At 62.0% G+C, this 25,411-nt stretch carries 27 protein-coding genes; 21 read left to right on the forward strand and 6 right to left on the reverse strand.

What is annotated here, in order from left to right:
• Positions 1 to 2: 2 nt before the first annotated feature.
• From ccoS to WBF69_RS06240, 8 genes are all read left to right on the forward strand, one after another.
• Positions 3 to 164, forward strand: coding sequence for a cbb3-type cytochrome oxidase assembly protein CcoS (gene ccoS, locus WBF69_RS06205; RefSeq protein ID WP_424262306.1), 162 nt, complete (start codon positions 3 to 5; stop codon positions 162 to 164).
• Between the two features lie 87 nt (positions 165 to 251).
• A complete protein-coding gene (ccoN, locus tag WBF69_RS06210) occupies positions 252 to 1,736 on the forward strand; it encodes a cytochrome-c oxidase, cbb3-type subunit I (protein WP_424262308.1) in 1,485 nt (494 codons plus the stop codon).
• A gap of 10 nt (positions 1,737 to 1,746) precedes the next feature.
• Entirely contained in the window at positions 1,747 to 2,400 is a 654-nt protein-coding gene (gene ccoO / locus WBF69_RS06215) for a cytochrome-c oxidase, cbb3-type subunit II (protein WP_424262310.1), read from the forward strand.
• Between the two features lie 13 nt (positions 2,401 to 2,413).
• Positions 2,414 to 2,581 (forward strand): cbb3-type cytochrome oxidase subunit 3, encoded by a 168-nt coding sequence (locus WBF69_RS06220; RefSeq protein WP_424262312.1) that lies wholly within the window; start codon positions 2,414 to 2,416, stop codon positions 2,579 to 2,581.
• Positions 2,574 to 3,476: a cytochrome-c oxidase, cbb3-type subunit III gene (gene ccoP, locus WBF69_RS06225; RefSeq protein ID WP_424262314.1), complete on the forward strand. Its 903-nt coding sequence runs from the start codon at positions 2,574 to 2,576 to the stop codon at positions 3,474 to 3,476. The genes WBF69_RS06220 and ccoP overlap by 8 nt, the downstream gene beginning before the upstream one ends.
• Before the next feature lie 101 nt (positions 3,477 to 3,577).
• Complete coding sequence (gene ccoG / locus WBF69_RS06230) at positions 3,578 to 5,083, forward strand: cytochrome c oxidase accessory protein CcoG (RefSeq protein WP_424262316.1); 1,506 nt, start codon at positions 3,578 to 3,580, stop codon at positions 5,081 to 5,083.
• Between the two features lie 22 nt (positions 5,084 to 5,105).
• The gene (locus tag WBF69_RS06235; protein ID WP_424262318.1) at positions 5,106 to 5,309 is read left to right on the forward strand and encodes a hypothetical protein; all 204 of its coding nucleotides are present in this window, start codon (positions 5,106 to 5,108) and stop codon (positions 5,307 to 5,309) included.
• A gap of 46 nt (positions 5,310 to 5,355) precedes the next feature.
• Entirely contained in the window at positions 5,356 to 5,589 is a 234-nt protein-coding gene (locus WBF69_RS06240) for a hypothetical protein (protein ID WP_424262409.1), read from the forward strand.
• A 6-nt stretch (positions 5,590 to 5,595) separates the two neighbouring features.
• Here WBF69_RS06240 and WBF69_RS06245 read toward each other — a convergent pair whose 3' ends face one another.
• Positions 5,596 to 6,273 carry a helix-turn-helix domain-containing protein gene (locus WBF69_RS06245; protein ID WP_424262320.1) on the reverse strand — a complete coding sequence of 226 codons (678 nt, stop codon included), beginning with the start codon at positions 6,271 to 6,273 and terminating at the stop codon, positions 5,596 to 5,598.
• Between the two features lie 352 nt (positions 6,274 to 6,625).
• On the opposite strand from WBF69_RS06245, the gene nirK reads away from it, so the two are divergent.
• From nirK to thpD, 7 genes are all read left to right on the forward strand, one after another.
• On the forward strand, positions 6,626 to 8,035 hold the full coding sequence (gene nirK / locus WBF69_RS06250; RefSeq protein ID WP_424262322.1) for a copper-containing nitrite reductase: 1,410 nt from the start codon (positions 6,626 to 6,628) through the stop codon (positions 8,033 to 8,035).
• A gap of 125 nt (positions 8,036 to 8,160) precedes the next feature.
• Positions 8,161 to 9,693, forward strand: coding sequence for a catalase (locus tag WBF69_RS06255; protein ID WP_424262324.1), 1,533 nt, complete (start codon positions 8,161 to 8,163; stop codon positions 9,691 to 9,693).
• Between the two features lie 81 nt (positions 9,694 to 9,774).
• Complete coding sequence (locus WBF69_RS06260) at positions 9,775 to 10,311, forward strand: MarR family winged helix-turn-helix transcriptional regulator (RefSeq protein WP_424262326.1); 537 nt, start codon at positions 9,775 to 9,777, stop codon at positions 10,309 to 10,311.
• The gene (gene ectA / locus WBF69_RS06265; RefSeq protein ID WP_424262328.1) at positions 10,308 to 10,835 is read left to right on the forward strand and encodes a diaminobutyrate acetyltransferase; all 528 of its coding nucleotides are present in this window, start codon (positions 10,308 to 10,310) and stop codon (positions 10,833 to 10,835) included. Before WBF69_RS06260 ends, ectA begins: the two co-directional genes overlap by 4 nt.
• Positions 10,836 to 10,873: 38 nt before the next feature.
• Positions 10,874 to 12,181, forward strand: a complete 1,308-nt coding sequence (ectB, locus tag WBF69_RS06270) for a diaminobutyrate--2-oxoglutarate transaminase (RefSeq protein ID WP_424262330.1) — start codon at positions 10,874 to 10,876, stop codon at positions 12,179 to 12,181.
• The gene (locus tag WBF69_RS06275) at positions 12,178 to 12,570 is read left to right on the forward strand and encodes an ectoine synthase (protein WP_424262332.1); all 393 of its coding nucleotides are present in this window, start codon (positions 12,178 to 12,180) and stop codon (positions 12,568 to 12,570) included. The genes ectB and WBF69_RS06275 overlap by 4 nt, the downstream gene beginning before the upstream one ends.
• A gap of 60 nt (positions 12,571 to 12,630) precedes the next feature.
• Positions 12,631 to 13,533, forward strand: coding sequence for an ectoine hydroxylase (gene thpD, locus WBF69_RS06280; protein ID WP_424262334.1), 903 nt, complete (start codon positions 12,631 to 12,633; stop codon positions 13,531 to 13,533).
• 77 nt (positions 13,534 to 13,610) lie between these two features.
• Here the strand turns inward: thpD and ehuA are convergent, their stop codons facing one another.
• Genes ehuA through ehuB form a run of 4 tightly spaced genes read right to left on the reverse strand, consistent with a single transcriptional unit; the run spans position 13,611 to position 16,720 of the window.
• A complete protein-coding gene (ehuA, locus tag WBF69_RS06285; protein ID WP_424262335.1) occupies positions 13,611 to 14,444 on the reverse strand; it encodes an ectoine/hydroxyectoine ABC transporter ATP-binding protein EhuA in 834 nt (277 codons plus the stop codon).
• Positions 14,445 to 14,480: 36 nt separating this feature from the next.
• Entirely contained in the window at positions 14,481 to 15,176 is a 696-nt protein-coding gene (ehuD, locus tag WBF69_RS06290; RefSeq protein ID WP_424262337.1) for an ectoine/hydroxyectoine ABC transporter permease subunit EhuD, read from the reverse strand.
• A 2-nt stretch (positions 15,177 to 15,178) separates the two neighbouring features.
• Positions 15,179 to 15,850: an ectoine/hydroxyectoine ABC transporter permease subunit EhuC gene (ehuC, locus tag WBF69_RS06295; protein ID WP_424262339.1), complete on the reverse strand. Its 672-nt coding sequence runs from the start codon at positions 15,848 to 15,850 to the stop codon at positions 15,179 to 15,181.
• Positions 15,851 to 15,862: 12 nt separating this feature from the next.
• A complete protein-coding gene (gene ehuB / locus WBF69_RS06300; RefSeq protein ID WP_424262341.1) occupies positions 15,863 to 16,720 on the reverse strand; it encodes an ectoine/hydroxyectoine ABC transporter substrate-binding protein EhuB in 858 nt (285 codons plus the stop codon).
• Between the two features lie 414 nt (positions 16,721 to 17,134).
• Between ehuB and aroG the strand changes: the two genes are divergently transcribed.
• From aroG to mnmA, 6 genes are read left to right on the forward strand one after another with little or no spacing between them, the layout of a single operon-like run.
• Positions 17,135 to 18,229, forward strand: a complete 1,095-nt coding sequence (gene aroG / locus WBF69_RS06305; protein WP_424262343.1) for a 3-deoxy-7-phosphoheptulonate synthase AroG — start codon at positions 17,135 to 17,137, stop codon at positions 18,227 to 18,229.
• 57 nt (positions 18,230 to 18,286) lie between these two features.
• Positions 18,287 to 19,708 carry an FAD-binding oxidoreductase gene (locus tag WBF69_RS06310; RefSeq protein ID WP_424262345.1) on the forward strand — a complete coding sequence of 474 codons (1,422 nt, stop codon included), beginning with the start codon at positions 18,287 to 18,289 and terminating at the stop codon, positions 19,706 to 19,708.
• A gap of 16 nt (positions 19,709 to 19,724) precedes the next feature.
• Positions 19,725 to 21,221: an FAD-linked oxidase C-terminal domain-containing protein gene (locus WBF69_RS06315; RefSeq protein WP_424262347.1), complete on the forward strand. Its 1,497-nt coding sequence runs from the start codon at positions 19,725 to 19,727 to the stop codon at positions 21,219 to 21,221.
• 9 nt (positions 21,222 to 21,230) lie between these two features.
• Positions 21,231 to 22,325 (forward strand): glycolate oxidase subunit GlcE, encoded by a 1,095-nt coding sequence (gene glcE / locus WBF69_RS06320; RefSeq protein ID WP_424262349.1) that lies wholly within the window; start codon positions 21,231 to 21,233, stop codon positions 22,323 to 22,325.
• A 9-nt stretch (positions 22,326 to 22,334) separates the two neighbouring features.
• Complete coding sequence (gene glcF, locus WBF69_RS06325; RefSeq protein WP_424262351.1) at positions 22,335 to 23,564, forward strand: glycolate oxidase subunit GlcF; 1,230 nt, start codon at positions 22,335 to 22,337, stop codon at positions 23,562 to 23,564.
• 22 nt (positions 23,565 to 23,586) lie between these two features.
• Complete coding sequence (gene mnmA, locus WBF69_RS06330) at positions 23,587 to 24,693, forward strand: tRNA 2-thiouridine(34) synthase MnmA (protein WP_424262411.1); 1,107 nt, start codon at positions 23,587 to 23,589, stop codon at positions 24,691 to 24,693.
• 46 nt (positions 24,694 to 24,739) lie between these two features.
• Here the strand turns inward: mnmA and WBF69_RS06335 are convergent, their stop codons facing one another.
• Positions 24,740 to 25,351 carry a glutathione S-transferase N-terminal domain-containing protein gene (locus WBF69_RS06335; RefSeq protein WP_424262353.1) on the reverse strand — a complete coding sequence of 204 codons (612 nt, stop codon included), beginning with the start codon at positions 25,349 to 25,351 and terminating at the stop codon, positions 24,740 to 24,742.
• Positions 25,352 to 25,411: the final 60 nt, after the last annotated feature.

The following is a 25,411-nucleotide window of genomic DNA, read 5'->3' on the forward strand; positions in this document are numbered from 1 at the left end:
TCATGGATGCTCTTTTTTTACTGTTGCCGATTTCCCTGTTGTTTGTCCTGGGGATCGGGGTGGCGTTCTGGTGGGCTATTTTTTCCGGCCAGTTTGACGACACCCAGGATGCGGCGGTCGCGATCCTGAAAGATGATGACCAGGGGCGTTCGGGTCCAGATTGATTTAAATCAAGGCTGATTTCGAGTGCTTCATGGATTATTCAGGTTTTCAAAAATTCATGTTTTAACCTTGTTCTGAGGGGAACGTTTATGGGCACGACCGGGCATACCGGAACACCGGCCGAAACCTTCAATTACGGCGTCGTCCGACAGTTCACCATCGCTACGATTTTTTGGGGCGTAGTGGGGATGGCGGTCGGCGTGTTGATCGCTTCGCAGCTGATCTGGCCGGAATTGAACTTCAATACCCCGTGGCTTAGCTATGGGCGGCTGCGTCCGCTACATACTAATGGGGTGATCTTCGCCTTCGGCGGCAGCGCCCTATTTGCGACGTCCTACTATGTAGTGCAGCGTACCTGTCAGGTGCGGCTGTTTTCCGACAAGCTGGCCGCGTTCACCTTTTGGGGCTGGCAGGCCGTGCTGGTCGGCGCTGTCATCACCTTGCCGCTGGGCTATACGTCCACCAAGGAATACGCCGAACTCGAATGGCCCATCGACATCCTGATCACCCTGGTCTGGGTGGCCTATGCCGTGGTGTTCTTCGGCACCATCGCCAAGCGCCGCGTCAAGCACATCTATGTGGCGAACTGGTTCTTCGGGTCCTACATCCTGACCATCGCCATCTTGCACATCTTCAACAACCTGGAACTGCCGGTGTCGATGTGGAAGTCCTATTCCGCCTATGCCGGGGTGCAGGACGCCATGGTGCAATGGTGGTATGGGCATAATGCGGTCGGCTTTTTCCTGACCACCAGCTTCCTGGGCATGATGTACTACTTCGTGCCCAAGCAGGCCGGTCGCCCGATCTATTCCTATCGCCTGTCCATCGTGCACTTCTGGGCGCTGGCCTTCACCTATATGTGGGCGGGTCCGCACCATCTGCTGTATACCTCGCTGCCCGACTGGACTCAGTCGCTGGGCATGGCGTTCTCGCTGATCCTGCTGGCGCCGTCCTGGGGCGGCATGATCAACGGCATCATGACGGTGTCGGGCGCCTGGCACAAACTGCGCACCGATCCGATCCTGAAATTCCTGGTGGTGGCGCTGTCCTTCTACGGCATGGCGACCTTCGAGGGTTCCATGATGTCGATCCGCACCGTCAACGCCCTGTCGCACTACACCGACTGGACGGTGGGCCACGTGCATGCGGGGGCTCTGGGCTGGGTCGCCATGATCACCTTTGGTTCCCTGTACTACCTGATCCCGCGTCTGTATGGCCGCGAGAGCATGGCTCGTCCGGACTTCATCAATCTGCACTTCTGGCTGGCGACGCTGGGGGTGGTGCTGTACATCGCCGCCATGTGGATCGCCGGCGTGATGCAGGGGCTGATGTGGCGCGCCACCGAAGTGGATGGCACGCTGACCTACAGCTTCGTCGAGGCGGTCAAGGCGACGTATCCGTTCTACTTCATTCGCATGGTCGGTGGGCTGTTCTTCCTGGCGGGCATGTGCCTGATGGCCTGGAACACCTGGTTGACCGTGCGCGGCCAGCAGCGGGTCAATCCCCTGGTGCCGCTGGACAGCCCGGATGCCATCCATGCCGCCCCCGCAACCGCTGTGCCGGCATCGGCCTAAGGAGTTGACCATGTCTGGTACCAAGAAACGTTTTTCGCATGAAATGCTGGAGCGCAACGTCGGTCTGCTGATCATCTTCAGCATTCTGGTGGTGTCCTTTTCCGGCCTGGTGCAAATCATCCCGCTGTTCTTTCAGCATTCCACGACCACGGCGGTCGAGGGCGTGCGGCCCTACGAGGCCTTGAGCCTGGTCGGGCGCGATGTCTACATCCGCGAAGGCTGCGTTGGTTGCCACTCGCAGCAGATCCGCAAATTGCAGTCCGAAGTCCAGCGCTATGGTCCGTATTCCATCGCAGCGGAATCGGTCTATGACCGCCCGTTCCTGTGGGGTTCCAAGCGCACCGGCCCGGACCTGGCCCGTGTGGGGCAGCGCTATTCCGATGAATGGCACCGCATCCACCTGCGCAACCCGCGCGACGTGGTGAAGGAATCCAATATGCCGGCCTATGCCTGGTTGCAGCACAACACGGTGGAAGGCGCCGACGTGCAGGCGCGCATGAAGGTCCTGCGCACGCTGGGTGTGCCCTATACCGACGAGGACATCGCCGCCGCCCCCGACAAGCTGAAAGGCAAGACCGAGGAAGATGCCATCGTGGCATACCTGCAGGGTCTGGGTGTGGGGGGCCGCGCCGCAGCTGAGAAAGCCATGCAGAGCGGGGAGTAATGAGATGCTTGCCATGATCAATGGACTGGTGACGGGGCTGGCGATGCTGACTTTCGCCGGCATCGTCTGGTGGGCCTGGTCGGCGCGCCGCGTCGAGGCCAACCAGCAGGCGGCGCAGCTGCCCTTCGCCCTGCCCGAGGAATATCAGAACGACAAGAGTGCCGGGGATACCCATGAGTGATTTCATCAGCAGTTTCTGGAGCTACTACATCGCCGTGATCGCCCTGGGCGGCATCGCCTGGTGCGTGTACTTGCTGTTTTCCCAGCGCGCCTGGCTCAAGCGCGACGTCAAGGTCGTGGATACCACCGGCCACGTCTGGGACGAGGACCTGACCGAGCTGAACAACCCCGTGCCGCGCTGGTGGACGGTGATGTACCTGTTGCTGTGCGTCTTTGCGCTGGGCTATCTGGTGCTGTATCCCGGCTTGGGGACTTGGAAGGGGACGCTCGGCTTCACGGCCGGCAAGCAGGTCCTGCAACAACAGGACGCCCTGAATGCGCAGATTCAGCCCGTGTACGAGCGTTTCCGCGAGATGCCGATTCCGGACATCGCCCGCGACAACCAGGCGATTGATATCGGCCAGCGTTTGTTCCTGAACAACTGTGCGCAGTGTCACGGATCGGATGCCAAGGGCAGCCGTGGTTTTCCCAACCTGACGGATGCCGACTGGCTGTGGGGCGGCGAACCCGAGCAGATCATGGAGACCATCACCAAGGGTCGTCACGGCATGATGCCGCCCTGGGGCGCCGTGGTGAAACCGGAAGACGCCTCGGCCATCGCTCAGTACGTGCGGTCCCTGTCGGGCCTGGCTCATGACCCCCTGCGGGTGAACGCGGGCAAGCGCGGCTTCGATACGTACTGTATCGCTTGCCACGGCGCCGAGGGCAAGGGCAATCCGCTGCTGGGCGCACCCAATCTGACGGACGGCACCTGGTTGTATGGCAGCTCCGAAGCCACCATCGTCGACACCATTCTGAATGGTCGCGACAACAAGATGCCTGCCCAGGAAACCTACCTGACGCCGGAACAGATTCGTCTGCTGGCGGCCTGGGTCTGGGGGCAGTCCAACCGCTGAGCCCGGTCGGCCGCCCCTGAGCGGGGTGGCCGGTCCGGCAACATCACTGCTTCATCCAGAAGGGCCTGTTATACAGACCAGTCAGCAATACAGAGGACATCATGCAGAAGGAACCCTCCCAACAGGCCGCCACGCAACCGCCGCGTGACGACCCGGCCTGGCAGCCCGTACGAAGAATTCGCAAGGGCTCGGGGGGCGGCACGTCTCCTCAGGTCGAAAAAGCGCTGGCAGAGGTTCGTTCCAAGATCCACCCACGCTCGGTGCAGGGCCACTTTGCCCGCATCCGGGTGCTGATGGTCTTTCTGACGCAGGCGGTGTTCTACGGCTTGCCCTGGATCCAGTGGAACGACCGCCAGGCGGTGCTGTTCGACCTGGGGGCGCGCAAATTCTATTTGTTCGGCATGGTGCTGTGGCCCCAGGATGTGATCTACCTGGCGGTGCTGCTGGTGCTGTCGGCCTTCGCCTTGTTTCTGTTCACCGCGATGGCCGGGCGCCTGTTCTGCGGATATGCCTGCCCGCAGACGGTCTACACGGAACTGTTCATGTGGATCGAGGCCAAGATCGAAGGAGACCGGCTGGCGCGTATCCGTCTGGACGAACAGCCCTGGAACGCCCGGAAACTGCGCCTGAAAGCCAGCAAACATACGCTATGGATTTTGCTGGCGCTGTGGACGGGGTATACCTTCATTGGCTATTTCGCCCCCATCCGCGACCTGGGCGCGCACTTGCTGGCGTTTGATCTGGGGCCCTGGCAGTGGTTCTGGATGCTGTTCTATGCTTTTGCCACCTGGGGCAACGCCGGGTTCATGCGCGAGGCCGTGTGCAAATACATGTGCCCCTATGCGCGCTTCCAGAGCGTCATGGTCGATGACGACACCTTTGTCGTGACCTACGATCATGTGCGCGGCGAACCGCGCGGCGGTCGATCCCGGAAGATCGACCATAAAGAAGCCGGCATGGGCGACTGCGTGGATTGCAGTCTGTGCGTGCAGGTGTGTCCGACCGGGATCGATATCCGCGACGGCCTGCAGTACATGTGCATCGGCTGCGGCGCCTGTGTGGATGCCTGCGATTCGGTCATGGACAAGATGGGCTACGAGCCTGGCCTGATCCGTTACACGTCGGGCAATGCCATCACCGAGCGCCTGACGCAGCCGCAGGTGCGCCGCCGCATGCTGCGCCCGCGCGTCCTGGCCTATTCGGCCCTGCTGGGCGCGATCGCGATCGGCTTCGTCTTTTCGCTGGCGAATCGGACGACCTTGCGTGTGGATGTGATTCGCGACCGGGGGGCGCTGGGCCGGGAAGTGCCTGGTGGCCAGATCGAAAACGTGTATCGTCTGCAGATCATCAATTCAGCCGAAGAGCCCGTGGAATTGGACCTGAGCGCCAGCGGCGTACCCGGCTTGCGGCTGCAGACCGCCGACCAGGGCACGGACCGGGTCCGGGTCGAGGGTTCGTCCAATCGCCTGGTGCCGATCGTGTTGCAGGCGCCGGCCAGCGAATTGAAACCGGGGCTTTATGATATCCGCTTTGAAACGACGGGGACGCGGCCTGGCGGTGTCGTCACTCAGGTGATCGAACAGTCCAGCTTCTATGTGCCACAATGATCCGGAAACCATCATGTCATCCATGAACCGAGAACATCTGTCCGAAGGCCGCCCCTGGTGGCAGCACCGTTGGCCCTGGCTGCTGTTGCTGGGGCCGGCGGTGGCCATCGTGGGTTGTGTGATCACCATCGTGCTGGCCGTTCAGGCCTATGGCGATCAGGAAATCCAGGATGGCGGCGTGAAGCAGGGCTTGGTCGTGTCGCCGCCCGCGCAGGCAGGGAAGTGAGTTCAGACTTCAACTCAGGAGAACGGCTTTGAGCACACGCAATCTGATGTGGATTTTGTGGCCCTCTTTTCTGATGGGCGGAGTGGCGAGCGGCGTCGTGTTCGCGCTGGTGGATCCCCTGGATCTGGTGTTCCTGGGGCAGTTCAGCGCCAGCCGCCTGACGGTCTACACCTTGGGGTTCTTCCTGTTTTGGACGGTTGCTGCGCTGTCCAGCGCCCTGACCCTGCGGATTGCTCCCAGGGGCGTCATACTGGATGAGTTCGACGATCCGGTGGACTGATAAATCCTAGCCGCAGTCGGCGCCGGACAATGACTGCAGGCTGGCGATATCCAGGATATGGACTTCGCGCTGCTGGACGCGGATCAGGCCTTCGCGGGCAAAGCGTGAAAACAGCCGGCTGACCGTTTCCAGAGTCAATCCCAGGAAATTGCCGATTTCCTCGCGGCTCATGCGCAGGATGAATTCGTAGGGCGAATAGCCCAGGGTCTGCAGGCGCTGAGACAGATTCAGCAGGAACGCAGCCAGGCGCTGTTCCGATCGCAAACTGCCCAGGGACAGCAATTGTTCATGGGACCGGTTGATTTCCTTGCTCATGAGACGCCGCAGTTGCAGGTTCAGCGTCGGCAACTGTGTCGCCAGACTGTCCATCTCGTCCAGGCGGATGACACAGACTTCCGCGTCTTCCAGAGCGATGGCGTGCGATACTTGTTGGGCGTTCATCAGGCCATCCATGCCCAGGATTTCGCCGGGCAGCAGAAATCCCGTGATCTGCACCTGGCCGCTGGCGTCTTCAATCTGCGTTTTGACCGACCCTGAACGCAGGCCGTAGATGGCCTCGGCGGTATCGCCCTGACGATACAGCGTGCCCCCTTTGGGCAGGCGGATGCGTTCTTTGATCAGTTCGTCCATTTTGACGACGTCCTGCCGCACCATCCCCAGGGGCAGGCAGATGGCATTCAGCATGCAGGTGGAACATCGCGTGGACTCGGCAGCGACAGGAATGCGCCTGAGGGCGGAAGTCCTGAAGGTCGGTCCGGATGAGGAGGAATCAGCCAGCAAAATTCAAATCCGTTAAAAATCAAGCAGAGAGAAACCCTACACTTTGACAAGGATTATAAGTTCTCTGTCAGGATATTTGGGGCTTGCATCATCCTTTTGCCGGATTTTCCCCGCTGGATCTTGCGGTTTGTCGGCTTTCTGCCGACTTTGTCAGTCTGCTCTTGGCTGGAAATTGTTACGGTATAGAATCGTAATGTTCATGCCTATATTATTAAGCAGGCAAGTGTTTCGATTTTGATCGTATCTGGAGGGAGTCATGGCGTTGATCCGATACCTGTTGAGCGGATTTCTACTGTTGGGGATTGGTTTGGGATTCAGCCCGGTCTGGGCTGAACACGGCGAAACTGCCACGCCTCCCGGCAGTCAGGACGTCACCTACAAGCCGGATATCACCTTTACCTTGCGCACCGCGATTGCCGAAGGCAAGCTGGTCTTCATCGGTGAGCGAGGCGACCTGGAAGGCCAGGTCAATCCCGATCTGAAGGTACCCGAAGGCGCGGTCGTACAGATCAACCTGGTCAACGGCGATGGCGCGACGCACGATATCGCCGTGCCGGAATTCAAGTCGAAATCGGATGAAATTTCGGGCAAGAACGCCGCCACCGCCATCGTCTTTCGGGCGACCAAGAACGGCACCTTTGAATATCTGTGCACATTGCCGGGCCACAAGGCAGCCGGTATGGTGGGCAAGATCATCGTCGGCGAGCCGTCCGACGAAGTCGTCGCCAAGGCGCCGCAGATCGCCCATGATCCTACCGAAGTCGGCAAGCCGGTGGGCAAGCGCGGCCCGCAGAAAGTCACGATCGACCTGCTGACCACGGAAGTCGAAGGGCGTCTGGGCGACAACAGCACATATCGTTTCTGGACCTTCAACAACAAGGTTCCCGGTCCCTTCGTCCGCGTCCGGGTCGGTGACACGGTGACGATGAACATCACCAACGCCAAGGACAGCACGCACATCCACTCGATCGACCTGCATGCCGTGACGGGGCCTGGCGGCGGTGCTGCCGTCACCCAGGTGGCGCCCGGCCAAACGAAGGCGTTTACCTTCAAGGCCAATCATGTCGGGCTGTTCGTCTACCACTGCGCAACCCCCATGGTGGCGCAGCACGTCACCAACGGCATGTACGGCATGATCCTGGTAGAACCCGAGGGCGGTCTGCCCAAGGTCGACCACGAGTTCTACGTGATGCAAGGTGAGCTTTATACGGCCCAGACGCACGGGGCCAGCGGGCTGCAGGAATTCTCGCTGGAAAAACTGTTGGCGGAAAACCCCGAACACGTGATGTTCAACGGCTCCATGGACGCCCTGACCAAGGTCTACAACATGAAGTCGAACGTGGGCGACACGGTGCGCATCTTCTTTGGCGTGGGCGGCCCGAACCTGATCTCCAGCTTCCACGTCATCGGCGAGGTCTTCGACCGGGTCTACGATCAGGCGTCGCTGACCAGCAAGCCGCTGACCGACGTGCAGACCACCCTGGTGCCTCCGGGCGGCGCCACGATGGTGGAATTCAAGACCGATTATCCGGGCCGCTACCTGTTGGTGGATCATGCGCTGTCGCGGGTGGAAAAAGGCGTAGCCGGCTTCCTGACCGTAGAGGGCAAGGCGGATCATACGATCTTCCATAGCGACGAGGCCATCGACCCGAATTCCGGGCACTGAGCCTGATTTTCCGGCAGGGGAGGCCCTGCCGGAAACCTGCTTGAACGAGATCGAGGTTTATGCCACAGTGAAGGCGGCTTTGTCGCCGTATCGGACGGATCCCAGGCAAAGCCCAGGAGATCACGATGTCAAAAAACGATACACAGCGCTGCCCCGTTAATTCTCTGACCACGGATTTCGGCGCGCCTGTCCCCACCAACCGCGATAGCCTGACCGCCGGCGCTCGTGGCCCCTTGCTGTCGCAAGACGTCTGGCTGAATGAAAAGCTGGCGGGTTTTGTGCGTGAAGTCATCCCGGAACGCCGGATGCATGCCAAAGGCTCCGGCGCTTTCGGCACCTTTACCGTGACGCATGACATCACGCGTTATACGCGAGCCAAACTATTCGAAAAAATCGGCAAAAAGACAGAGCTTTTCGCCCGTTTTACCACTGTGGCCGGTGAACGCGGCGCCGCCGATGCAGAGCGCGATATCCGGGGTTTCGCCCTGAAGTTCTACACCGAAGAAGGCAACTGGGACTTGGTGGGCAACAACACGCCGGTGTTCTTCATCCGCGATCCGCGCCAGTTCCCCGACCTGAACAAAGCCGTCAAACGAGACCCTCGCACCAATCTGCGCTCGGCGACACACAACTGGGATTACTGGACGCTGTTGCCCGAGGCGCTGCACCAGATCACCATCGTCATGAGCGATCGGGGCATTCCGGCGTCCTACCGCCACATGCACGGTTTTTCCTCGCATACCTACAGCTTCTGGAATGCATCCGGCGAACGTTTCTGGATCAAACTGCATTTCAAGGCGCAGCAGGGCATCCGCAACCTGACGGACGTGCAGGCCGCTGAATTGGTCGCGCAGGACCGCGAAAGCCACCAGCGCGACCTCTACCAGGCCATCGATCGCGGTGATTTCCCCAAATGGACGCTGTATGTGCAGGTGATGCCGGAAAAGGACGCGGAGACCTACCGCGTGCACCCCTTTGACCTGACCAAGGTCTGGTACAAGAGCGACTATCCTCTGATCGAGGTCGGTGAATTCGAACTGAACCGCAATCCCGACAATTTCTTTGCCGACGTTGAACAGAGCGCTTTTGCCCCCAGCAATCTGGTGCCCGGTATCGGCGTCAGCCCAGACCGCATGCTGCAGGCGCGCTTGTTCAACTACGCTGATGCGCAGCGCTACCGTCTGGGCGCCAACTACCATCAGATTCCCGTCAACCAGGCGCGATGTCCGGTGCACAGCAATCACCGAGACGGTCAGGGCCGCGTCGATGGCAATTACGGCGGCACCCTGCACTATGAACCCAACAGCTTTGGCCAATGGCAGGGGCAGCCGGATTTCGCGGAACCGCCGTTGCATATCCACGGCGATGCGGATTTCTGGAGCTACCACCAGGACGACAGCGATTACTTCGAACAGCCCGGCAAATTATTCCGCCTGATGACGGCTGATCAACAGGAAGCCTTGTTTGGCAATACGGCCCGAGGGATGGGCGACGCGCCCGAATTCGTCAAATTCCGCCATATCCGCAATTGCCATGCGGCAGATCCGGCCTATGGGGCGGGTGTCGCCAAGGCGTTGGGGCTGGACCTCAAAAAGGCGCTGGCATCCAAAAAAGACGACCCGATGTTCGGCAATCCCCTGGTGCCCCTGCCGGTCTGAATTGCCCAGTAGTTCTTGACCGATATGATTCAGGGCCTTATCATTTCAACTGAAATGAATTTTTAAGGACCCTGAATCACTATGGACACCCAGTTGGATGCGCAGCAGGCTTACGACCTGCGTATCTTGAGGGCACTGCGCCGGATCACCCGCGCAGTCGCCCTGCATTCCCGGCAGCTGTCGGCGTGCAGCCGCATTACCGGCCCGCAGCTCGTCTGTTTACGGACGGTCATTGAAAAAGGGCCGATGACCGCCACGGCCATCAGCCGGGAAGTCCATGTCAGCGCCAGCACCGTGGTCGGCATTCTGGATCGCCTGGAAGACAAAGGCCTGATCGTCCGCGAACGTGGGCGCGCGGATCGCCGGATCGTCTTTGTCAGCGCCACCGATGCCGGTCGGCAGTTGGCGCAGGATACGCCGTCGCCCTTGCAGCAGAAGCTGGCGGAATCCCTGCAGGCGCTGCCCGAACTCGAACAGGCGACGATCACGCTATCGCTTGAACGCGTCGTCGATCTGATCGAATCCGGCACGGGCTTGGCGCCGGTCGCCGATGCGCAGTCCCCCATGCTGGATGTGCCTGTCACCGGGGTGGCGCCCGAATCCGGGTTGGTGGTTTGACCCAGGGGTCAGACTCACTTGGGGCGCCGCCTATCCGGCTGCGCCCGCCCGACCGGGCTGATGGGCCCGCCTTGCATCTTCTGGTGGCGCACTGCCCGCCGCTGGATCTCAATTCCGTCTATCTCTATCTGCTGCTGACGGAACACTTTCCCCAAACTTGCATCGTGGCCGAGGACGACCGTGGCGTCCTGGGCATGGTGTCGGCGTACCTGCCTCCCCAGCAGGACGAGGTGTTGTTTGTCTGGCAGGTAGCTGTTCATCCCCGTGCCAGGGGCCTGGGCCTGGGTCTGCGGATGCTGCGGCAATTGTTGCAGCGCCGTGGCTTGCGCCCGATCCGTTGGGTGGAAACCACCGTGGGGCCTGGCAATCAGGCATCCCGGCGTTTGTTCGCCCGTTTGGCGGATCATTTGCAGGCCCCTATGCGGGAATCGGCGCTGTTCGATGCGGCGCTTTTCGGTGCCCAGGCGCATGAAGCGGAACCGCTGTTGCGCATTGGCCCGTTTTCCTTGTCGGCAGTGAACTGAGTTGCTGTCGTCTATTCGAACGTCAACAAGGAGGAATCATGGACTTGAAAATTTTTGACCGGATGGAGTCGGAGGTCAGGGGCTACATTCGGTCGTTCCCGGTGATTTTCACCAAAGCCCGCGGGTCGGAACTGTTTGATGAGAGCGGTCGGCGCTACATCGATTTTTTCAGCGGCGCGGGTACCCTGAACTACGGCCACAACAATCCCGCCCTGCGCGAGCGCATGGTGGATTACCTGGCATCGGATGGCGTGGTGCATGGCCTGGACATGGCGACCAGCGCAAAAAAGTACTTTCTGCAGACCATGGATCGGCTGATCCTGAAACCGCGCAAGCTGGACTATATCTTGCAGTTCACCGGCCCCACCGGAACCAATGCGGTGGAAGCAGCGCTAAAGCTGGCGCGCCAGGTCAAGGGCCGGCAAAACGTCATTTCATTTACGCACGGCTTTCATGGCGTATCGGGCGGTTCGCTGGCGGCCACGGCCAATCGGAAATTTCGCAAAGCCGCCGGCGTGGCGCTGGGCAATGCCAGCTTCATGCCGTTTGACGGCTATTTCGGGCCGGATGTGAACACCATGGCCTATCTCGAGCGCATGCTCGACGACCCTAGCAGCGGACTGGATCATCCCGCCGCCGTCATCGTGGAAACCGTTCAGGGGGAAGGCGGGGTCAATGTGGCATCCCAGCGCTGGCTGCGCGAGCTGGAGCGCCTGTGCCGGCGTCACGACATGCTGCTGATCGTCGATGACATCCAGGTCGGTTGCGGGCGCACAGGGCATTTCTTCAGTTTCGAGACCGCCGGTATTTCGCCCGATATCGTGACCTTGTCAAAATCGCTCTCGGGCTTTGGCTTGCCCATGTCGCTGGTGCTGCTCAAGCCCGAACTGGACATCTGGGAACCCGGCGCGCATAGCGGCACTTTCCGGGGCAATAACCTGGCTTTCGTCACGGCGGCGCAGGCCATGGAAACCTATTGGTCCAGTCCGGCGCTCTCGGATAGCGTAGCCGCCAAGGAACAGCTGGTGCGCGATTGGCTGGAAAACCTGGCGCATAGTTGCCGATCCGCCGGGTTCGGCGTGCGAGGCCGGGGATTGATCCAGGGGCTGGTGACTCCGGTGGGCGATGATCTGGCCAACCGGATCGCTCGTCGCGCATTCGAGCAGGGCGTCGTGATCGAGACTTCGGGTGCGCATGACGAAGTCCTGAAGGTCCTGCCGGCCCTGACGATTCCCTACGAGCAGTTGGAGCAGGGCCTGGAAGTCATCGAGCGCAGCGCCAACGAGATCCTGGCCTCGCTGGGCCGCCAGCCCAGGGTGCTGAAGATCGCCGGAGGCGCCTCATGATCGTGCGCCATGTCAATGAGGTGATCGGTACCGAGCACGAAATCGTGACGGAAAACTGGACCAGCCGCCGCGTGCTGCTGGCGGGCGATGGGATGGGATTTTCGTTTCACGAGACCGTCATTGCGCCGGGTACCGAGACGCATATCCACTACCAGAACCATCTGGAAGCCGTCTGGTGCATCGAGGGCGATGGTGAAATCGAGACCATTGCCGATGGTGAGAAATACGCACTGGGTCCCGGCGTGGTCTATGCCCTGGATCAGCATGACGAGCATTGGCTGCGCGGCGGGCGTCAGCCGTTACGGGTGATCTGCGTCTTCAATCCGCCCTTGACGGGGCGTGAGGTGCACGATGAATCGGGTGTGTATCCGCTAGAGGCCGCGCACTGAATCGAAGCATGTGGCGCCTGCCCCCGACAGTGGGTTCTGGCGCCGAGCAGGAGTGTTGCAATGAAGGATTGTTATGTTTCTCGTACGGGCCGCTCGGCGGCCTTGATCGCACGCTGCGATCCCGTTGTGTATGACGACGGCCATTATGATCGGGCCCTGGATGCCGCCCAACTGCAGGCCTACGAGCGGGACGGGTTTCTGGTGATGCCCGATCTGTTCGATGCTGCAGAGATCCAGGCCTTGCGCCAGGAGGCTCTCGATCTGGAACACGACCCGGCGGTGCGCGAAGGCGAGGAGGTCATCCGTGAGCCCGGCGGGCAGGCCTTGCGCTCGATCTTCCGGGTGCATGAATTGGGCGCCCGTCTGGCGGACCTGCCCAGGGATCCGCGTCTGCTCTCCGTTGCGCGGCAGATTCTGGGGTCCGAGGTGTACATCCATCAGTCGCGGGTCAATATGAAACCGGCGCTGGACGGCAAGGAATTCTACTGGCACTCGGATTTCGAGACCTGGCATGTGGAGGACGGCATGCCGGCCATGCGCGCGCTGAGCTGCTCTGTCCTGTTGACGGACAATACGCCGTTCAATGGCCCCTTGATGCTGATCCCCGGTTCGCATCGGCAGTTCGTCGCCTGCGTGGGGGACACCCCCGAGGACAACTACCGGCAGTCCCTGCGGCGTCAGGAGGTGGGGGTGCCGGACCCGCTCAGCCTGCGTCTGCTGGCCGAGCAGGGCGGTCTGCAGGCGGTGACGGCCCCGGCGGGGTCGGTGGTGTTTTTTGACTGCAATACGCTGCATGGATCGGGCGGCAATCTGTCGCCGTGGCCGCGCAGCAATGTGTTCATGGTCTACAACAGCGTGGACAATCGCCTGCTGGCGCCGTTTCATGGCATGAAGCCGCGCCCGGAGCATATTGCGGCGCGGCGCCGGGCGGAAGCGCTGACCCCTCTGTCTGTGACGGCCTAGCGTTTCCTGCACGGATCAGACGAAGAGGGCGCTGGGGCTCGAGGGCGGCGGACGTCAGTTTGTTGGCCGCCCGCCGTTCAGTTGCCCGCTTGCCGAGTTTGCAGGAAGTTCTTCAGGAAATCCTGAGTGCGCGCTTCTTGCGGGTTCGTGAACATCTGTTCGGGCGGTGCCTGTTCGACTACAACGCCCTTGTCAAAAAAGCACACCCGATCGGAAATCTGCCGGGCGAATTCCATTTCGTGCGTGACCAGCAGCATGGTCAGATCGTGTTCTTCCGACAGGCGCTGGATGACGGTGAGCACCTCGCCGACCAGCTCCGGGTCCAGGGCGGATGTCGGCTCATCGAACAGCATGATGTTGGGGCGGGTCGCCAGGGCGCGGGCGATGGCGACCCGCTGTTGCTGTCCACCGGATAGCTGGCTGGGGAATTTGTCGGCGTGGTCCGTCATGCCGACCAGGTCCAGGTAGTCGTAGGCTCGCTGACGGGCTTCTTCGCGCGACAGGCCCAGGACGTGGATCGGGGATTCGGTGATGTTGCGCAGCACCGTCATGTGGGGAAACAGATTGAACTGCTGAAACACCATGCCCATTTCCTTGCGCATGGAGCGCAGGTGGGCTTCGCTGGCGGGCACGGGATGGCCGTCGCGGTATTCATGCCATAGCGGTTTGCCCGCCACATGGATCAGGCCGCCGTCGATGTTCTCCAGGGTCATCAGAATGCGCAGCACCGTCGATTTGCCGGATCCCGAGGGGCCGATGATGGTGACTTTTTCACCCTTGGCCACCTGGAAATCCAGTTGATCCAGCACGATGGCGTCGCCGAAACGCTTGACGACCTTGTCCATCACGATGATCGGCTCGGAGGTGTCGGCGCCTGGGGTCGTGGCGGGAGGAAGGTCGGGAACATGCATGGCAAGAGTCTCCTGGGTCGAATGGAAGGGACGGCGCTATCCACGCAGGGGGATGCCGCGTTTGGGCAGGTGCGTGTCCAGATAGCGCACGCCTGCGGAGGCGATCAGGGTCAGGATCAGGTAGAGCGCGCCGACCATCGTCAGCGGCACCATGTAGTTGAAGCTGCGGTCGCCGATGATGCGGGCGACGTTCAGCATTTCCAGGATGGCCACCACCGAGAGCACGGGCACGTCCTTCATGATGGACACCAGATAGTTGCCCAGGGCGGGGATGATGCGCGGAATGGCCTGGGGCAGGATGATCACGCCGAAGGTCCGCAGCGGGGAAATGTCCAGGGCGCGGGCGGCCTCGGTCTGGCCGTGCGTGATGGACTCCAGGCCGGCCCGGTAGACTTCCGACATATAGGCGCTGTACTGCACGCCCAGGGCCAGCGCGCCGGTCAGAAAGGCCGGCAGCACCAGACCATATTCGGGCAGCACGTAATACAGGAAGAACAGCTGCACCAGCAGCGGCGTGTCCCGCAGAAATTCCGTGAAAACCTTCGCCGGCCAGGCGATCAGACGCAGGCGGGCGGATTTCAGCGCGGCCAGGACCAGCCCCAGCACGGCGCCCACCAGAAAACCCAGCAGGGTCGCCTGGATCGTGACGACCATGCCGCGCAACAGGATGGGCAGGATCGACCAGGCGAAGACCCAGTCGTTGGCGGTGTTCCATTCGATACCGAACAGCATGATCAAGCCCCTCGACTGCGCCAGCGACCGACGCGGGATTCCAGGAGGCGCATCATGCCCGACAGCACCAGGGCCATGCCGAAATACATCAGCAGCAGCAGGGTGTAGACGGACACGCTGTCCTGGGTGAAATTACGGATTCGCTCTGCTTGAAACGCCATGTCGCCCAGACCGATCAGCGATACCAGCGCCGTGTCCTTCAGGTTCTGCACGGCCAGATTGCAGAAACTGGGCATCATTTCCGGGATGGCCTGGGGCAGGGCGATGCGCCACAGAGTCTGGCGGGGGGTGAAATCCAGCGCTTTGGCTGCTTCGTACTGATTGCGCGGGACTGCCTGGATGGCGCCGCGCACGATTTCGGCTCCGTAGGCGCCGATGTTCAGGCTCAGGGCCAGGGTGCCGGCGACCACCGGCGGCAGCCGCAGATCGATGCCCAGGGCCTGCCCCAGCACGGGCAGGGCGAAGAATAGCCAGAACAGCTGCACCAGCAGGGATGTGCCGCGAAAGATCTCGATCAGGGTGATGGAAGCCCAGCGCCAGAGCCGGGAACGGGATAAGCGACCGATCCCGAACAGAAAGGAAAACAGGCCCCCCAGGATGGTGGAATACAAGGTCAGTTCAAGCGTGACCCCGGCCCCCACCATCAAGGGGCGCAGATAGCTCAGCCAGTCCATGACTCGGCGATCTTAGCCTTTGCACAATTGCGCGGTGGTGCGCGCAAAAGATTCGGAGGCATCCTCGGCGGAAAAGCCATACTGGTTCATGATCTGTTTCCAGTCATCGGTTTTCTTGAATGCGGCCAGTTCCTGGTTGACGGCATCGCGCAACGCGGTGGCGTTTTGCGCGAAGGTGAAGCCGCCCCAGCTGCGTACCGGTTTCCCGTCCACTACGGGGTCTTTGAAATCCTTGGCCGCTTCGGCTTTGCCTTTGCTCTTGTCCGCCAACTGGCCGACCGTCAGGCTGGTGGCGGCATAGCCGTCGGCCCTGCCGGTCGAGACCGTGGAAATGGCGTCCGCGTTGCTGGCGATCGTCACGATCTGGTCGGCGGGCACTTTCAGGGCCTGCAGCATTTCCAGCTGATCGGCGCCTGCCATGATGGCGATCTTGTTGCCCGATGTGGCAAAGCTGGCGTAATCGTGGAGGTTCTTCGGATTGCCTTGTGCGACCAGCAGGCCCTCGCCGTAAGAGCTGTTGGGTTCGGAATAGATCACCTGCTTGCAGCGCTGCGGCAGGATGGCCATTTCGGCGGCCACCATATCGTATCGGTCGGCCTGCAGGCCGGGGATCAGCGAACCGAAGTTGGTGGTGGTCCAGGTGATGTTCTGGATGCCCAGCGCTTTGGCGATGTGTTTGGCGACATCGGGGCCGACGCCCTTGGCCTGGCCATCCAGATCCATGTATCCGTAGGGGATTTCGTTGGCGACGGCGATGCGGATCGTGCCGGATTTTTGGATGGCCGCCAGATCGGCCGCCTGGGCGGATGCCCCAAGGCCCAGTGCGACAGTGGCGGCGGCCAGCAGGCAGGTGTGCAGGGTTTTTTTCATGTGAGTCTCCGGTTCTGTGGGAAAGGCGCGCACAGGGCTGATCCTTGTGCAGCGATGGCATCGCAGCCTTATGCATTCATATCAAATGATTGATGAGTGAATGATGAATTATAGAATGATTAGAACACTAATCAATTCATGAGTAATCAATAGACAGAAATGAGTTTCGGGCTGATGAGCACTGGTACAGGACGCGATGTGCGGGTTCTTGCCACCTTCGGTCTGCTGTGCTAGGATTCACGAATGCACTCGATCCCGTATTTTTTTTACTTTTTTACGTTTCCAACGCCGCTGGTGGAGGAAGGGAATCGCTGTACATTCAGGTAGTTAACAAATTCCCCAAAAGCCGCCGGCGCTGCCAGGCGGCTTTTTTGTTGCCGCCTGGAACATCCGGTTCATGATTGGAGCAAGACCGTGTCACACAATACCGACGATATCCGCATCCGAGAAATCCGTGAACTCGCCCCGCCCGCCCACGTGATGCGTGAATTCCCCTGCACGCCGGCGATCTCGCGTACCGTGCATGATTCCCGGCAGGTTGTGCACAATGTGCTGGTCGGCCAGGACGACCGTCTGGTGGTGGTGATCGGTCCCTGTTCGATTCACGATACCAAGGCCGCCCTGGACTATGCCCGTCGTCTGGCCGAACAGCGCCAGCGCTTTGCCGCCGATCTGGAAATCATCATGCGGGTGTATTTCGAGAAACCGCGCACCACGGTGGGCTGGAAGGGGCTGATCAACGACCCCGGCCTGGATGGCAGCTTTGACATCAATCAGGGCCTGCGCACGGCGCGTGAATTGCTGATCGACGTCAATGCCCTGGGGCTGCCCGCCGGCTGCGAATTCCTGGATATGATCACGCCGCAGTACATCGCTGATCTGGTGTCCTGGGGGGCGATCGGGGCGCGCACCACCGAAAGCCAGGTGCACCGTGAGCTGGCGTCTGGGCTGTCCTGCCCGGTGGGTTTCAAGAACGGTACGACCGGCGATACCCGCATCGCTATCGACGCCCTGAAGGCGGCAGCCAATTCCCATTATTTCCTGTCGGTGACCAAGGGCGGGCATTCCGCCATCGTGGCCACGCGCGGCAACGAAGACTGCCATGTGATCCTGCGCGGCGGCAAGACGCCCAACTATCAGGCCGAATTCGTTCAGGCGGCTGCGGAATCCCTGGAAAAAGCAGGCATGCGCCAGCGCGTGATGGTCGACGCCAGCCACGCCAACAGCCATAAGGACTACAGCCGCCAGCCCGAAGTCATCGAAGACCTCTGCCAGCAGATCGAGGGCGGCGATACTCGTCTGTTTGGCGTCATGATCGAAAGCCATCTGGTGGGGGGGCGTCAGGATCTGGTCCCGGGGCGTACGCTGGTGTATGGTCAAAGCATCACCGACGGCTGCGTGGATTGGGATGTGTCCGTGTCGCTGCTGGAACGCTTGTCCGCCGCTGTCCGGGCCCGCCGCCAGCGTCTGGCTTCGGCCCCGTCAGAATCCGTAGGCAGCGCCGCCTGATCTGTCCCCGGTCGACCTGCGGGTCGCTGGGGGCGCATCCGCCCGTTTTTAGGATCGATGATGGACATCTTGCAGTTCGTACCCCAGCCGCGTCCTTTGCCTGCTGGTTTTCTGGATGCCTTGCAGGCGCGCTTCGCCGATCGTTGTTCGGTGGCGCAGGCCGTGCGCGAGCATCACGGGCGCGATGAATCGCCGTATCCGACCATGCCGCCCGATGCCGTCGTGTTCGCCGAGTCGGTCGATGACGTGGTCTGGGTCACGCAGCATTGTCATGCGCACAATGTCGCGCTGATCCCCTACGGGGCGGGTTCTTCTCTGGAAGGCCATCTGCTGGCCGTGCAGGGCGGGGTCTGCCTGGATCTGTCGCGCATGAACCGGATACTGAAGGTCCATGCGGAAGATTTCACCGCCACCGTGCAGGCGGGCGTCACACGCAAGCAGTTGAATGATGCCTTGCGGGACACCGGGCTGTTCTTTCCGATCGATCCGGGGGCGGACGCCAGCCTGGGCGGCATGGCGGCGACTCGGGCGTCGGGCACCAATGCCGTGCGCTACGGCACCATGCGCGACAACGTCATGTCGCTGAAAGTCGTCACGGCGGATGGGCGGGTGATCGAAACCGCCAACCGGGCGCGGAAGTCGTCCTCCGGCTACGATCTGACCCGCCTGTTCGTGGGCAGCGAAGGCACGCTGGGCATCATCGTGGAAGTCACGGTGCGCCTGTATCCCCAGCCCGAAGCCGTGTCGGCGGCCATCTGCAATTTTCCGGATCTGGACTCGGCGGTGCGCAGCGTCATCGACGTCATCCAGATGGGCATTCCGGTCGCGCGGGTGGAATTCATGGATACCGGCGCAGTCCGGGCGACGAACCGCTACAGCCACCTGACGCTGCGGGAATCCCCCTTGCTGCTGTTTGAATTCCACGGCAGCCCCGCCGGAGTGCGCGAGCAGGCCGAATCCGTCCAGCAGATCACGCACGAACACGGCGGCCAGGATTTCGACTGGGCGGAACGCCCCGAAGACCGCAGCCGTCTGTGGACGGCGCGTCATAATGCGTATTTTGCCGGCCTGGGTTTGCGGCCCGGCTGCCGGGCCAGCACCACAGATGTCTGCGTGCCCATTTCCCGGCTGGCGGAATGCGTCGGGGCAACCGCCCGCGAACTGGATCAGGCGCCGTTTCCCTACACCATCGTCGGCCACGTCGGAGACGGCAATTTCCATGTCCTGATGCTGCTGGACCCAGATGATCCGAACGAATGGGCCGAATCCGAACGCCTGAACCATCGTCTGGTGGAACGCGCCATCGCCATGGAGGGCACCTGCACCGGCGAACACGGCGTCGGCCTGCACAAGCAGGCCTTCATGCAGGCCGAACACGGCACCGATGGTCTGGATGTCATGCGCTCGTTGAAGGCCGCGCTGGATCCGCGCAATATCCTCAATCCGGGCAAAATGCTGCCTCCGGCTTCTGCGGCTTGAATTCAAAAGGGCTTTCATGGACATCGCTTCTCCTGCCATCGAACCGCAGACCGCCGTGCCGGATTTCTCTGGTTTCCTGGCGCGTATCGGCGCTGACCTGCCGGCGCATTGCATTCTGACGCGCGTCGACCAGACCCGCGTTTACGAATGCGATGGCCTGTCTTTGTATCGTGAATTGCCGCCGGTGGTGGTGTTGCCCGAAAACGAGGCCCAGGTCATTACGCTGCTGAAAGCCTGTCACGAACACAATATCCCGGTGGTGCCCAGGGGGGCGGGGACCGGCCTGTCCGGCGGCGCCACGCCGCACCCGCAGGGCGTGGTCATCGGCCTGGCCAAATTGAATCAGATCGTGCGCCTGGATCCCCAGGCGTGCACCGCCGTGGTCGGGCCAGGGGTGCGCAACCTGGCGATTTCCGAAGCCGCCGAACCGCACGGTCTGTACTATGCACCGGATCCGTCCAGCCAGATCGCCTGTTCCATCGGCGGCAACGTCGCTGAAAATTCCGGCGGCGTGCACTGCCTGAAATACGGGCTGACCGTGCACAATGTGCTGCGCGTGCGGGTGGTCACCATCGAGGGCGAGGTCATCGAGCTGGGCGGCGAGGCGCCCGATGCGCCGGGGCTGAATCTGCTGCAATCCTTTATCGGTTCCGAGGGCATGCTGGGCCTGGTGACCGAAGTCACGGTGCGCCTGATCCCGCGGCCACAGCTGGCGCGGGTCGTCATGGCCAGCTTTCCCAGTGTGGAATTGGCAGGGCAGGGCGTGACGCGCATCATTGCCGACGGCATCATTCCGGCGGGCCTGGAACTGATGGACAAGCGTTCCGTGCACATGGTCGAACCCTTTGTGCAGGCCGGCTACGATCTGGATGCCGAGGCCATCTTGCTGTGCGAATCCGATGGCACGCCCGACGAGGTCGCCGAGGAAATCAGTCGGGTCGAGGCCCTGCTCAGCGAGGTCGGCGCCACCCGCTTGCAGGTGTCCACGTCCGAGGCCGAACGCTTGAAGTTCTGGGCCGGACGCAAGAACGCCTTTCCGGCTGCCGGGCGAATTTCCCCTGATTACTACTGCATGGACGGCACGATTCCGCGCCGTCATTTGGGACGGGTGCTGGGCGCCATCGCCCAGATGGAAACGCAATTCGGTCTGCGTTGCTCGAATGTCTTTCACGCGGGGGATGGTAACTTGCATCCCTTGATTCTGTTCGATGCCAATCAGCCTGACGAAATCGAGCGCGCTGAAGCCTTTGGCGCCGCCATCCTGGAACTCTGTGTCGAGGTGGGCGGCACCATCACGGGCGAGCACGGCGTGGGTCTGGAAAAGATCAATCAGATGTGCACGCAGTTTTCACGAGAAGAGCTGGACGCCTTTTCGGCCTTCAAGCGTGCCTTCGATCCCTACGGCCTGCTCAATCCCTTGAAGCTCATCCCCACGCTGGTGCGGTGCGCCGAATACGGCAAGATGCACGTGCATCAGGGCGAGCTGCGCTTTCCCGACATTCCCCGTTTCTGAAGAGACCCTATGGAATTCGTCCTGTCTGAACTGAGCGAGCAGGTGGTCACGGCACGCGCCGCCCAGAAATCCCTGATGATCCGCGGCGGCGGCACCCGGCTGTTTTATGGCGAGCCTGTGGTCGACGAGGATGCCACTGGCTGGCTGGATCTGTCGGCCTATCACGGCGTGGTGGGATATGAACCGTCCGAGCTGGTGCTGACCGCCCGGGCAGGCACCTCTCTGGCGCAGATCGAAGAACTCTTGGCCTCGCAGGGCCAGATGCTGGCTTTCGAGCCGCCGCGTTTCGGGGCTACCGGCACGTTGGGCGGCTGCGTGGCGACCGGTCTGTCCGGTCCGCGTCGTTTGGCGGCAGGGGGCTTGGCCGATTTCGTGCTGGGCGCGCGCCTGCTCAATGCCGATGGCAATGTCTTGCGCTTTGGCGGCGAGGTCATGAAAAACGTGGCCGGCTACGATGTCTCCCGCCTGTTGGCCGGGTCGCTGGGGGTGTTGGGCGCCTTGGTGGAACTCTCCATCAAAGTGGTGCCCCGACCGCGCTGCGAGGCGACCCGGGCGCTGGCGTTGGACGAGGCGGGGGCGTTGCAACAGTGCTTGCAGTGGCGGTCCCGGCCAGTGCCGATCTCGGCCACGGCCTGGGTGCCGGACGAGGTGGGCGGGGCGGGGCGCCTGATGGTCCGGCTCTCGGGCAACGAATCCGCAGTGCGCCAGGCTCAGGGTGAGATCGGCGGCGAAACCGTGTCTGACGATCAGGCGCAGGCATTTTGGCTGGGGTTGCGCGATCAGACACATGAATTTTTCCGTCACCGCCCTTTGTGGCGCCTGAGCCTGCCGCCGCGTACGCCTGCCCTGGGCCTGGGGCCGACGCTGCACGAATGGGGCGGTGGCCTGCGCTGGTTGACAGGCGATCAGGACGCCGCCGCTCTGCGTGCCAGGGTGCAGGCCCTGGGCGGGTCCGCCTGTCTGTATCATCGCGGCGGGGTATCCCGTGACGTCTCGACCTTTCATCCCTTGGCTGCCGGCGTGATGCAGATCCACCGACGGCTGAAGCAGGAATTCGATCCCAGCGGCGTCTTCAATCCGCGTCGCCTGGTGCAGGAATTCTAAGGACACATCATGCAAACCCAACTTGCCCCCTGGGCGCAAGACACGGCCATCGGCCAGGAGGCCGATGAAATCCTGCGGCGCTGCGTGCATTGCGGCTTCTGCCTGGCTACTTGTCCCACCTACCAGATTCTGGGGGACGAACTCGACAGTCCGCGTGGCCGGATCTATCAGATCAAGCAGATTCTGGAAGGCGTCCAGCCGACCTACGTGACCCAGCAGCATCTGGATCGCTGCCTGACCTGCCGCAACTGCGAGACCACCTGTCCTTCGGGCGTGGAGTACGGCAAGCTGGTGGACATCGGTCGCCAGTTGGTCAGCGAGCGGGTCGAGCGTCCCTGGCATCAGCGCCTGTTGCGCAGCGCCTTGCGGCGTCTGATGCTGTCGCCGGCTTTCGGCCCGCTGTATCGCCTGGGCCGCTGGGTGCGGCCTGCCTTGCCCGCCGTTTTGCAGGGCAAGATCGCCGTGGCGCGGCCTGCGGGGGCGCTACCTGTGCAGCCGCAGCGCCATGCCCGCCAGGTGCTGATGCTCAGCAATTGCGTGCAGCCCGCCATGCTGCCGTCCATCGATGCCGCCACGCAGCGCGTGCTGGACGCCGTCGGCGTGGGCACGCGCTTTGCAGCGGGTTCGGGCTGCTGCGGCGCCATCAATTTTCACCTGGATGCCCAAGAAGCAGCCCGCGCGCAGATGCGGGCCAATGTGGATGCCTGGCTTCCCCTGCTGGAATCAGGGCAGGTAGAGGCTGTGGTGGTCAACGCGTCCGGCTGCGGGGGCATGATCAAGGACTACGCTCATCACCTGCAGCACGATCCGGCCTACGCCGAGCGCGCCGCCCGGCTGATGCCCTACGTGAAGGACATCGCCGAATTCCTGGCGCCCCTGGCGGCGGAGGTGCGCGCCGCCATGCGTCGCGCGCCGGGCCGCAGCGCCTTTCACCCGCCCTGTACCCTGCAGCACTGGCAGGGCCTGCGTCCGCTGACCGAACGTCTGCTGGCGGATCTGGGCTTTGATCTGCAGACCTTCGGTGAAGCCCATCTGTGCTGCGGGTCGGCCGGCACCTACTCGATCACCCAGCCGGTGCTGTCCAAAACCCTGAGAGACCGCAAATTGCAGGCGATCCAGACCACCTTGCCCGATACCATCGTGTCGTCGAACATCGGCTGCATCTGCCATCTGCAAAGCGGCACGGATACCCCGGTGCGGCATTGGATCGAAACCGTGGACGAGGCCATGCATGCTTGACAGTCATCAGGCCGCCGCCGGCATGCCCGAGCCTGGCGCGCGCATCGTGGTCGGCATGTCGGGCGGCGTGGATTCCTCTGTGACGGCCTGGCTGCTGAAGCAGCAGGGCTACCAGGTCATCGGTCTGTTCATGAAGAACTGGGAAGACGATGACGATAGCGAATACTGCTCGACGCGGCAGGACTGGCTGGATGCGGCTAGCGTGGCCGACGTGGTCGGGGTCGATATCGAGGCCGTGAATTTCGCCACCGAATACAAGGATCGCGTCTTCGCTGAATTTCTGCGGGAATATTCGGCGGGCCGCACGCCCAATCCCGATGTGCTGTGCAATGCGGAAATCAAGTTCAAGGCCTTTCTGGATCATGCCATGGGCCTGGGGGCGGACTATATCGCCACGGGGCACTATGCCCGGGTGCGGCGCGTGCAGACTGCGGCGGGCCCGCGCACCCAGTTGCTCAAAGCGGTCGATGCCAGCAAGGACCAGAGCTATTTCCTGCATCGCCTGAATCAGGCGCAGCTGGCGCGCACGGTATTTCCCCTGGGGGAAATCCACAAGACCGAAGTGCGCCGCATCGCCCTTGAAATCGGTTTGCCCAACGCGGCCAAAAAGGATTCCACGGGCATCTGTTTCATCGGTGAAAGGCCGTTCCGGGAATTCCTGAACCGTTATCTGCCGACCAAACCCGGCCCTATGCGCACACCGGAAGGCCGGGTGCTGGGGACGCATCAGGGCCTGGCCTTTTACACACTGGGCCAGCGCAAGGGCCTGGGGATTGGCGGAGTGCATGGCGCACAGCGCGATGACGGCACAGCCGACGCTTGGTATGTGGCCCGGAAAGATATGGCCAACAACACTCTGTACGTGGTGCAAGGCCATGATCATCCCTGGCTGTTGACGCCAACGCTGACGGCACAGGCCGCCAGCTGGGTGGCCGGAGAGCCACCCGCGCCCGGCGCTTATGGGGCCAAGACCCGCTATCGTCAAGGCGACACCGCCTGTGCGCTGGCCGTGCGCGATGCCGAGAATTTCGATCTGTCGTTCGACGCGCCCCAATGGGCAGTGACGCCGGGCCAGTCCGCTGTCCTGTATGACGGGGACGTCTGCCTGGGGGGCGGGGTGATCGCTTAGCGGTGCGTATCCATGTTCAGGCCCCGGTATCGGGGCCTGATGCGCATCAATTGGCGGGGGGGCGTGTGGACACGAAGGACGGCCTGCCATCCAGCTTTTCGGCCAGACGGGCCAGATTGGCGTGACGCGACCGCCAGTCCAGGGCCGGATTGCGGAAGTCCAGATAGCCCAGGGCGGCGCCCACGGCGATGTCCGCCAGGCATAGATTGACCCCCGTGCAGTAGGCTTGCTCGCCCAGCAGGGCGTCCATGTAGGCTAGCGCCGCAGTGATCTTGCCTGTTTGGCGGTCCACCCACGCGGCGCTTTGCTGTTCCGGGGGGCGGCGGCTTTCCTGGACGATGCTGGTCGCGGCATCCATGATGCCATCGGCGGTGGCTTCCCAGTGTTTGATGGCAATCCGTTCACGCCCCGGAGGAGAGATCAGGCGCCCGACGGGCGAGAGCGTGTCCAGGTATTCGACGATCACACGCGAGTCGAACAGCGCTTCGTTTTCGTCCAGGATCAGACAGGGGATTTTGCCCAGGGGATTATGGGCGGCAGCCTGCGCGCCGGCATCCCAAGGGTTGTCCAGCACCAGTTCGTAGTCGAGCTTTTTCTCTGCCAGCACAATCCGGACTTTACGGACATAGGGGCTGGACAGGGAACCAATCAATCTCATGGCAAACCGGGGAAAGTCTAAGGCTCAAAAAGTATATCAGGGCTGGGCGGGCGGTCCGGG

This window comes from Castellaniella sp., assembly GCF_049673105.1.
Lineage (GTDB): Bacteria > Pseudomonadota > Gammaproteobacteria > Burkholderiales > Burkholderiaceae_B > Castellaniella.

Coding starts and splice junctions, on each gene's coding strand:
- ccoS (WP_424262306.1), top strand. CDS start 3: ATGGATGCTCTTTTTTTACTGTTGCCGATTTCCCTGTTGTTTGTCCTG.
- WBF69_RS06255 (WP_424262324.1), top strand. CDS start 8,161: ATGTCAAAAAACGATACACAGCGCTGCCCCGTTAATTCTCTGACCACG.
- WBF69_RS06275 (WP_424262332.1), top strand. CDS start 12,178: ATGATCGTGCGCCATGTCAATGAGGTGATCGGTACCGAGCACGAAATC.
- ehuD (WP_424262337.1), bottom strand. CDS start 15,176: ATGCTGTTCGGTATCGAATGGAACACCGCCAACGACTGGGTCTTCGCC.
- WBF69_RS06235 (WP_424262318.1), top strand. CDS start 5,106: ATGAACCGAGAACATCTGTCCGAAGGCCGCCCCTGGTGGCAGCACCGT.
- glcE (WP_424262349.1), top strand. CDS start 21,231: ATGGAATTCGTCCTGTCTGAACTGAGCGAGCAGGTGGTCACGGCACGC.
- WBF69_RS06335 (WP_424262353.1), bottom strand. CDS start 25,351: ATGAGATTGATTGGTTCCCTGTCCAGCCCCTATGTCCGTAAAGTCCGG.
- WBF69_RS06240 (WP_424262409.1), top strand. CDS start 5,356: ATGTGGATTTTGTGGCCCTCTTTTCTGATGGGCGGAGTGGCGAGCGGC.
- ccoG (WP_424262316.1), top strand. CDS start 3,578: ATGCAGAAGGAACCCTCCCAACAGGCCGCCACGCAACCGCCGCGTGAC.
- ccoP (WP_424262314.1), top strand. CDS start 2,574: ATGAGTGATTTCATCAGCAGTTTCTGGAGCTACTACATCGCCGTGATC.
- ccoO (WP_424262310.1), top strand. CDS start 1,747: ATGTCTGGTACCAAGAAACGTTTTTCGCATGAAATGCTGGAGCGCAAC.
- WBF69_RS06310 (WP_424262345.1), top strand. CDS start 18,287: ATGATGGACATCTTGCAGTTCGTACCCCAGCCGCGTCCTTTGCCTGCT.
- WBF69_RS06260 (WP_424262326.1), top strand. CDS start 9,775: ATGGACACCCAGTTGGATGCGCAGCAGGCTTACGACCTGCGTATCTTG.
- ehuC (WP_424262339.1), bottom strand. CDS start 15,850: ATGGACTGGCTGAGCTATCTGCGCCCCTTGATGGTGGGGGCCGGGGTC.
- WBF69_RS06245 (WP_424262320.1), bottom strand. CDS start 6,273: ATGCTGAATGCCATCTGCCTGCCCCTGGGGATGGTGCGGCAGGACGTC.
- WBF69_RS06220 (WP_424262312.1), top strand. CDS start 2,414: ATGATCAATGGACTGGTGACGGGGCTGGCGATGCTGACTTTCGCCGGC.
- ectB (WP_424262330.1), top strand. CDS start 10,874: ATGGACTTGAAAATTTTTGACCGGATGGAGTCGGAGGTCAGGGGCTAC.
- nirK (WP_424262322.1), top strand. CDS start 6,626: ATGGCGTTGATCCGATACCTGTTGAGCGGATTTCTACTGTTGGGGATT.
- ehuA (WP_424262335.1), bottom strand. CDS start 14,444: ATGCATGTTCCCGACCTTCCTCCCGCCACGACCCCAGGCGCCGACACC.
- ehuB (WP_424262341.1), bottom strand. CDS start 16,720: ATGAAAAAAACCCTGCACACCTGCCTGCTGGCCGCCGCCACTGTCGCA.
- thpD (WP_424262334.1), top strand. CDS start 12,631: ATGAAGGATTGTTATGTTTCTCGTACGGGCCGCTCGGCGGCCTTGATC.
- ccoN (WP_424262308.1), top strand. CDS start 252: ATGGGCACGACCGGGCATACCGGAACACCGGCCGAAACCTTCAATTAC.
- WBF69_RS06315 (WP_424262347.1), top strand. CDS start 19,725: ATGGACATCGCTTCTCCTGCCATCGAACCGCAGACCGCCGTGCCGGAT.
- glcF (WP_424262351.1), top strand. CDS start 22,335: ATGCAAACCCAACTTGCCCCCTGGGCGCAAGACACGGCCATCGGCCAG.
- mnmA (WP_424262411.1), top strand. CDS start 23,587: ATGCCCGAGCCTGGCGCGCGCATCGTGGTCGGCATGTCGGGCGGCGTG.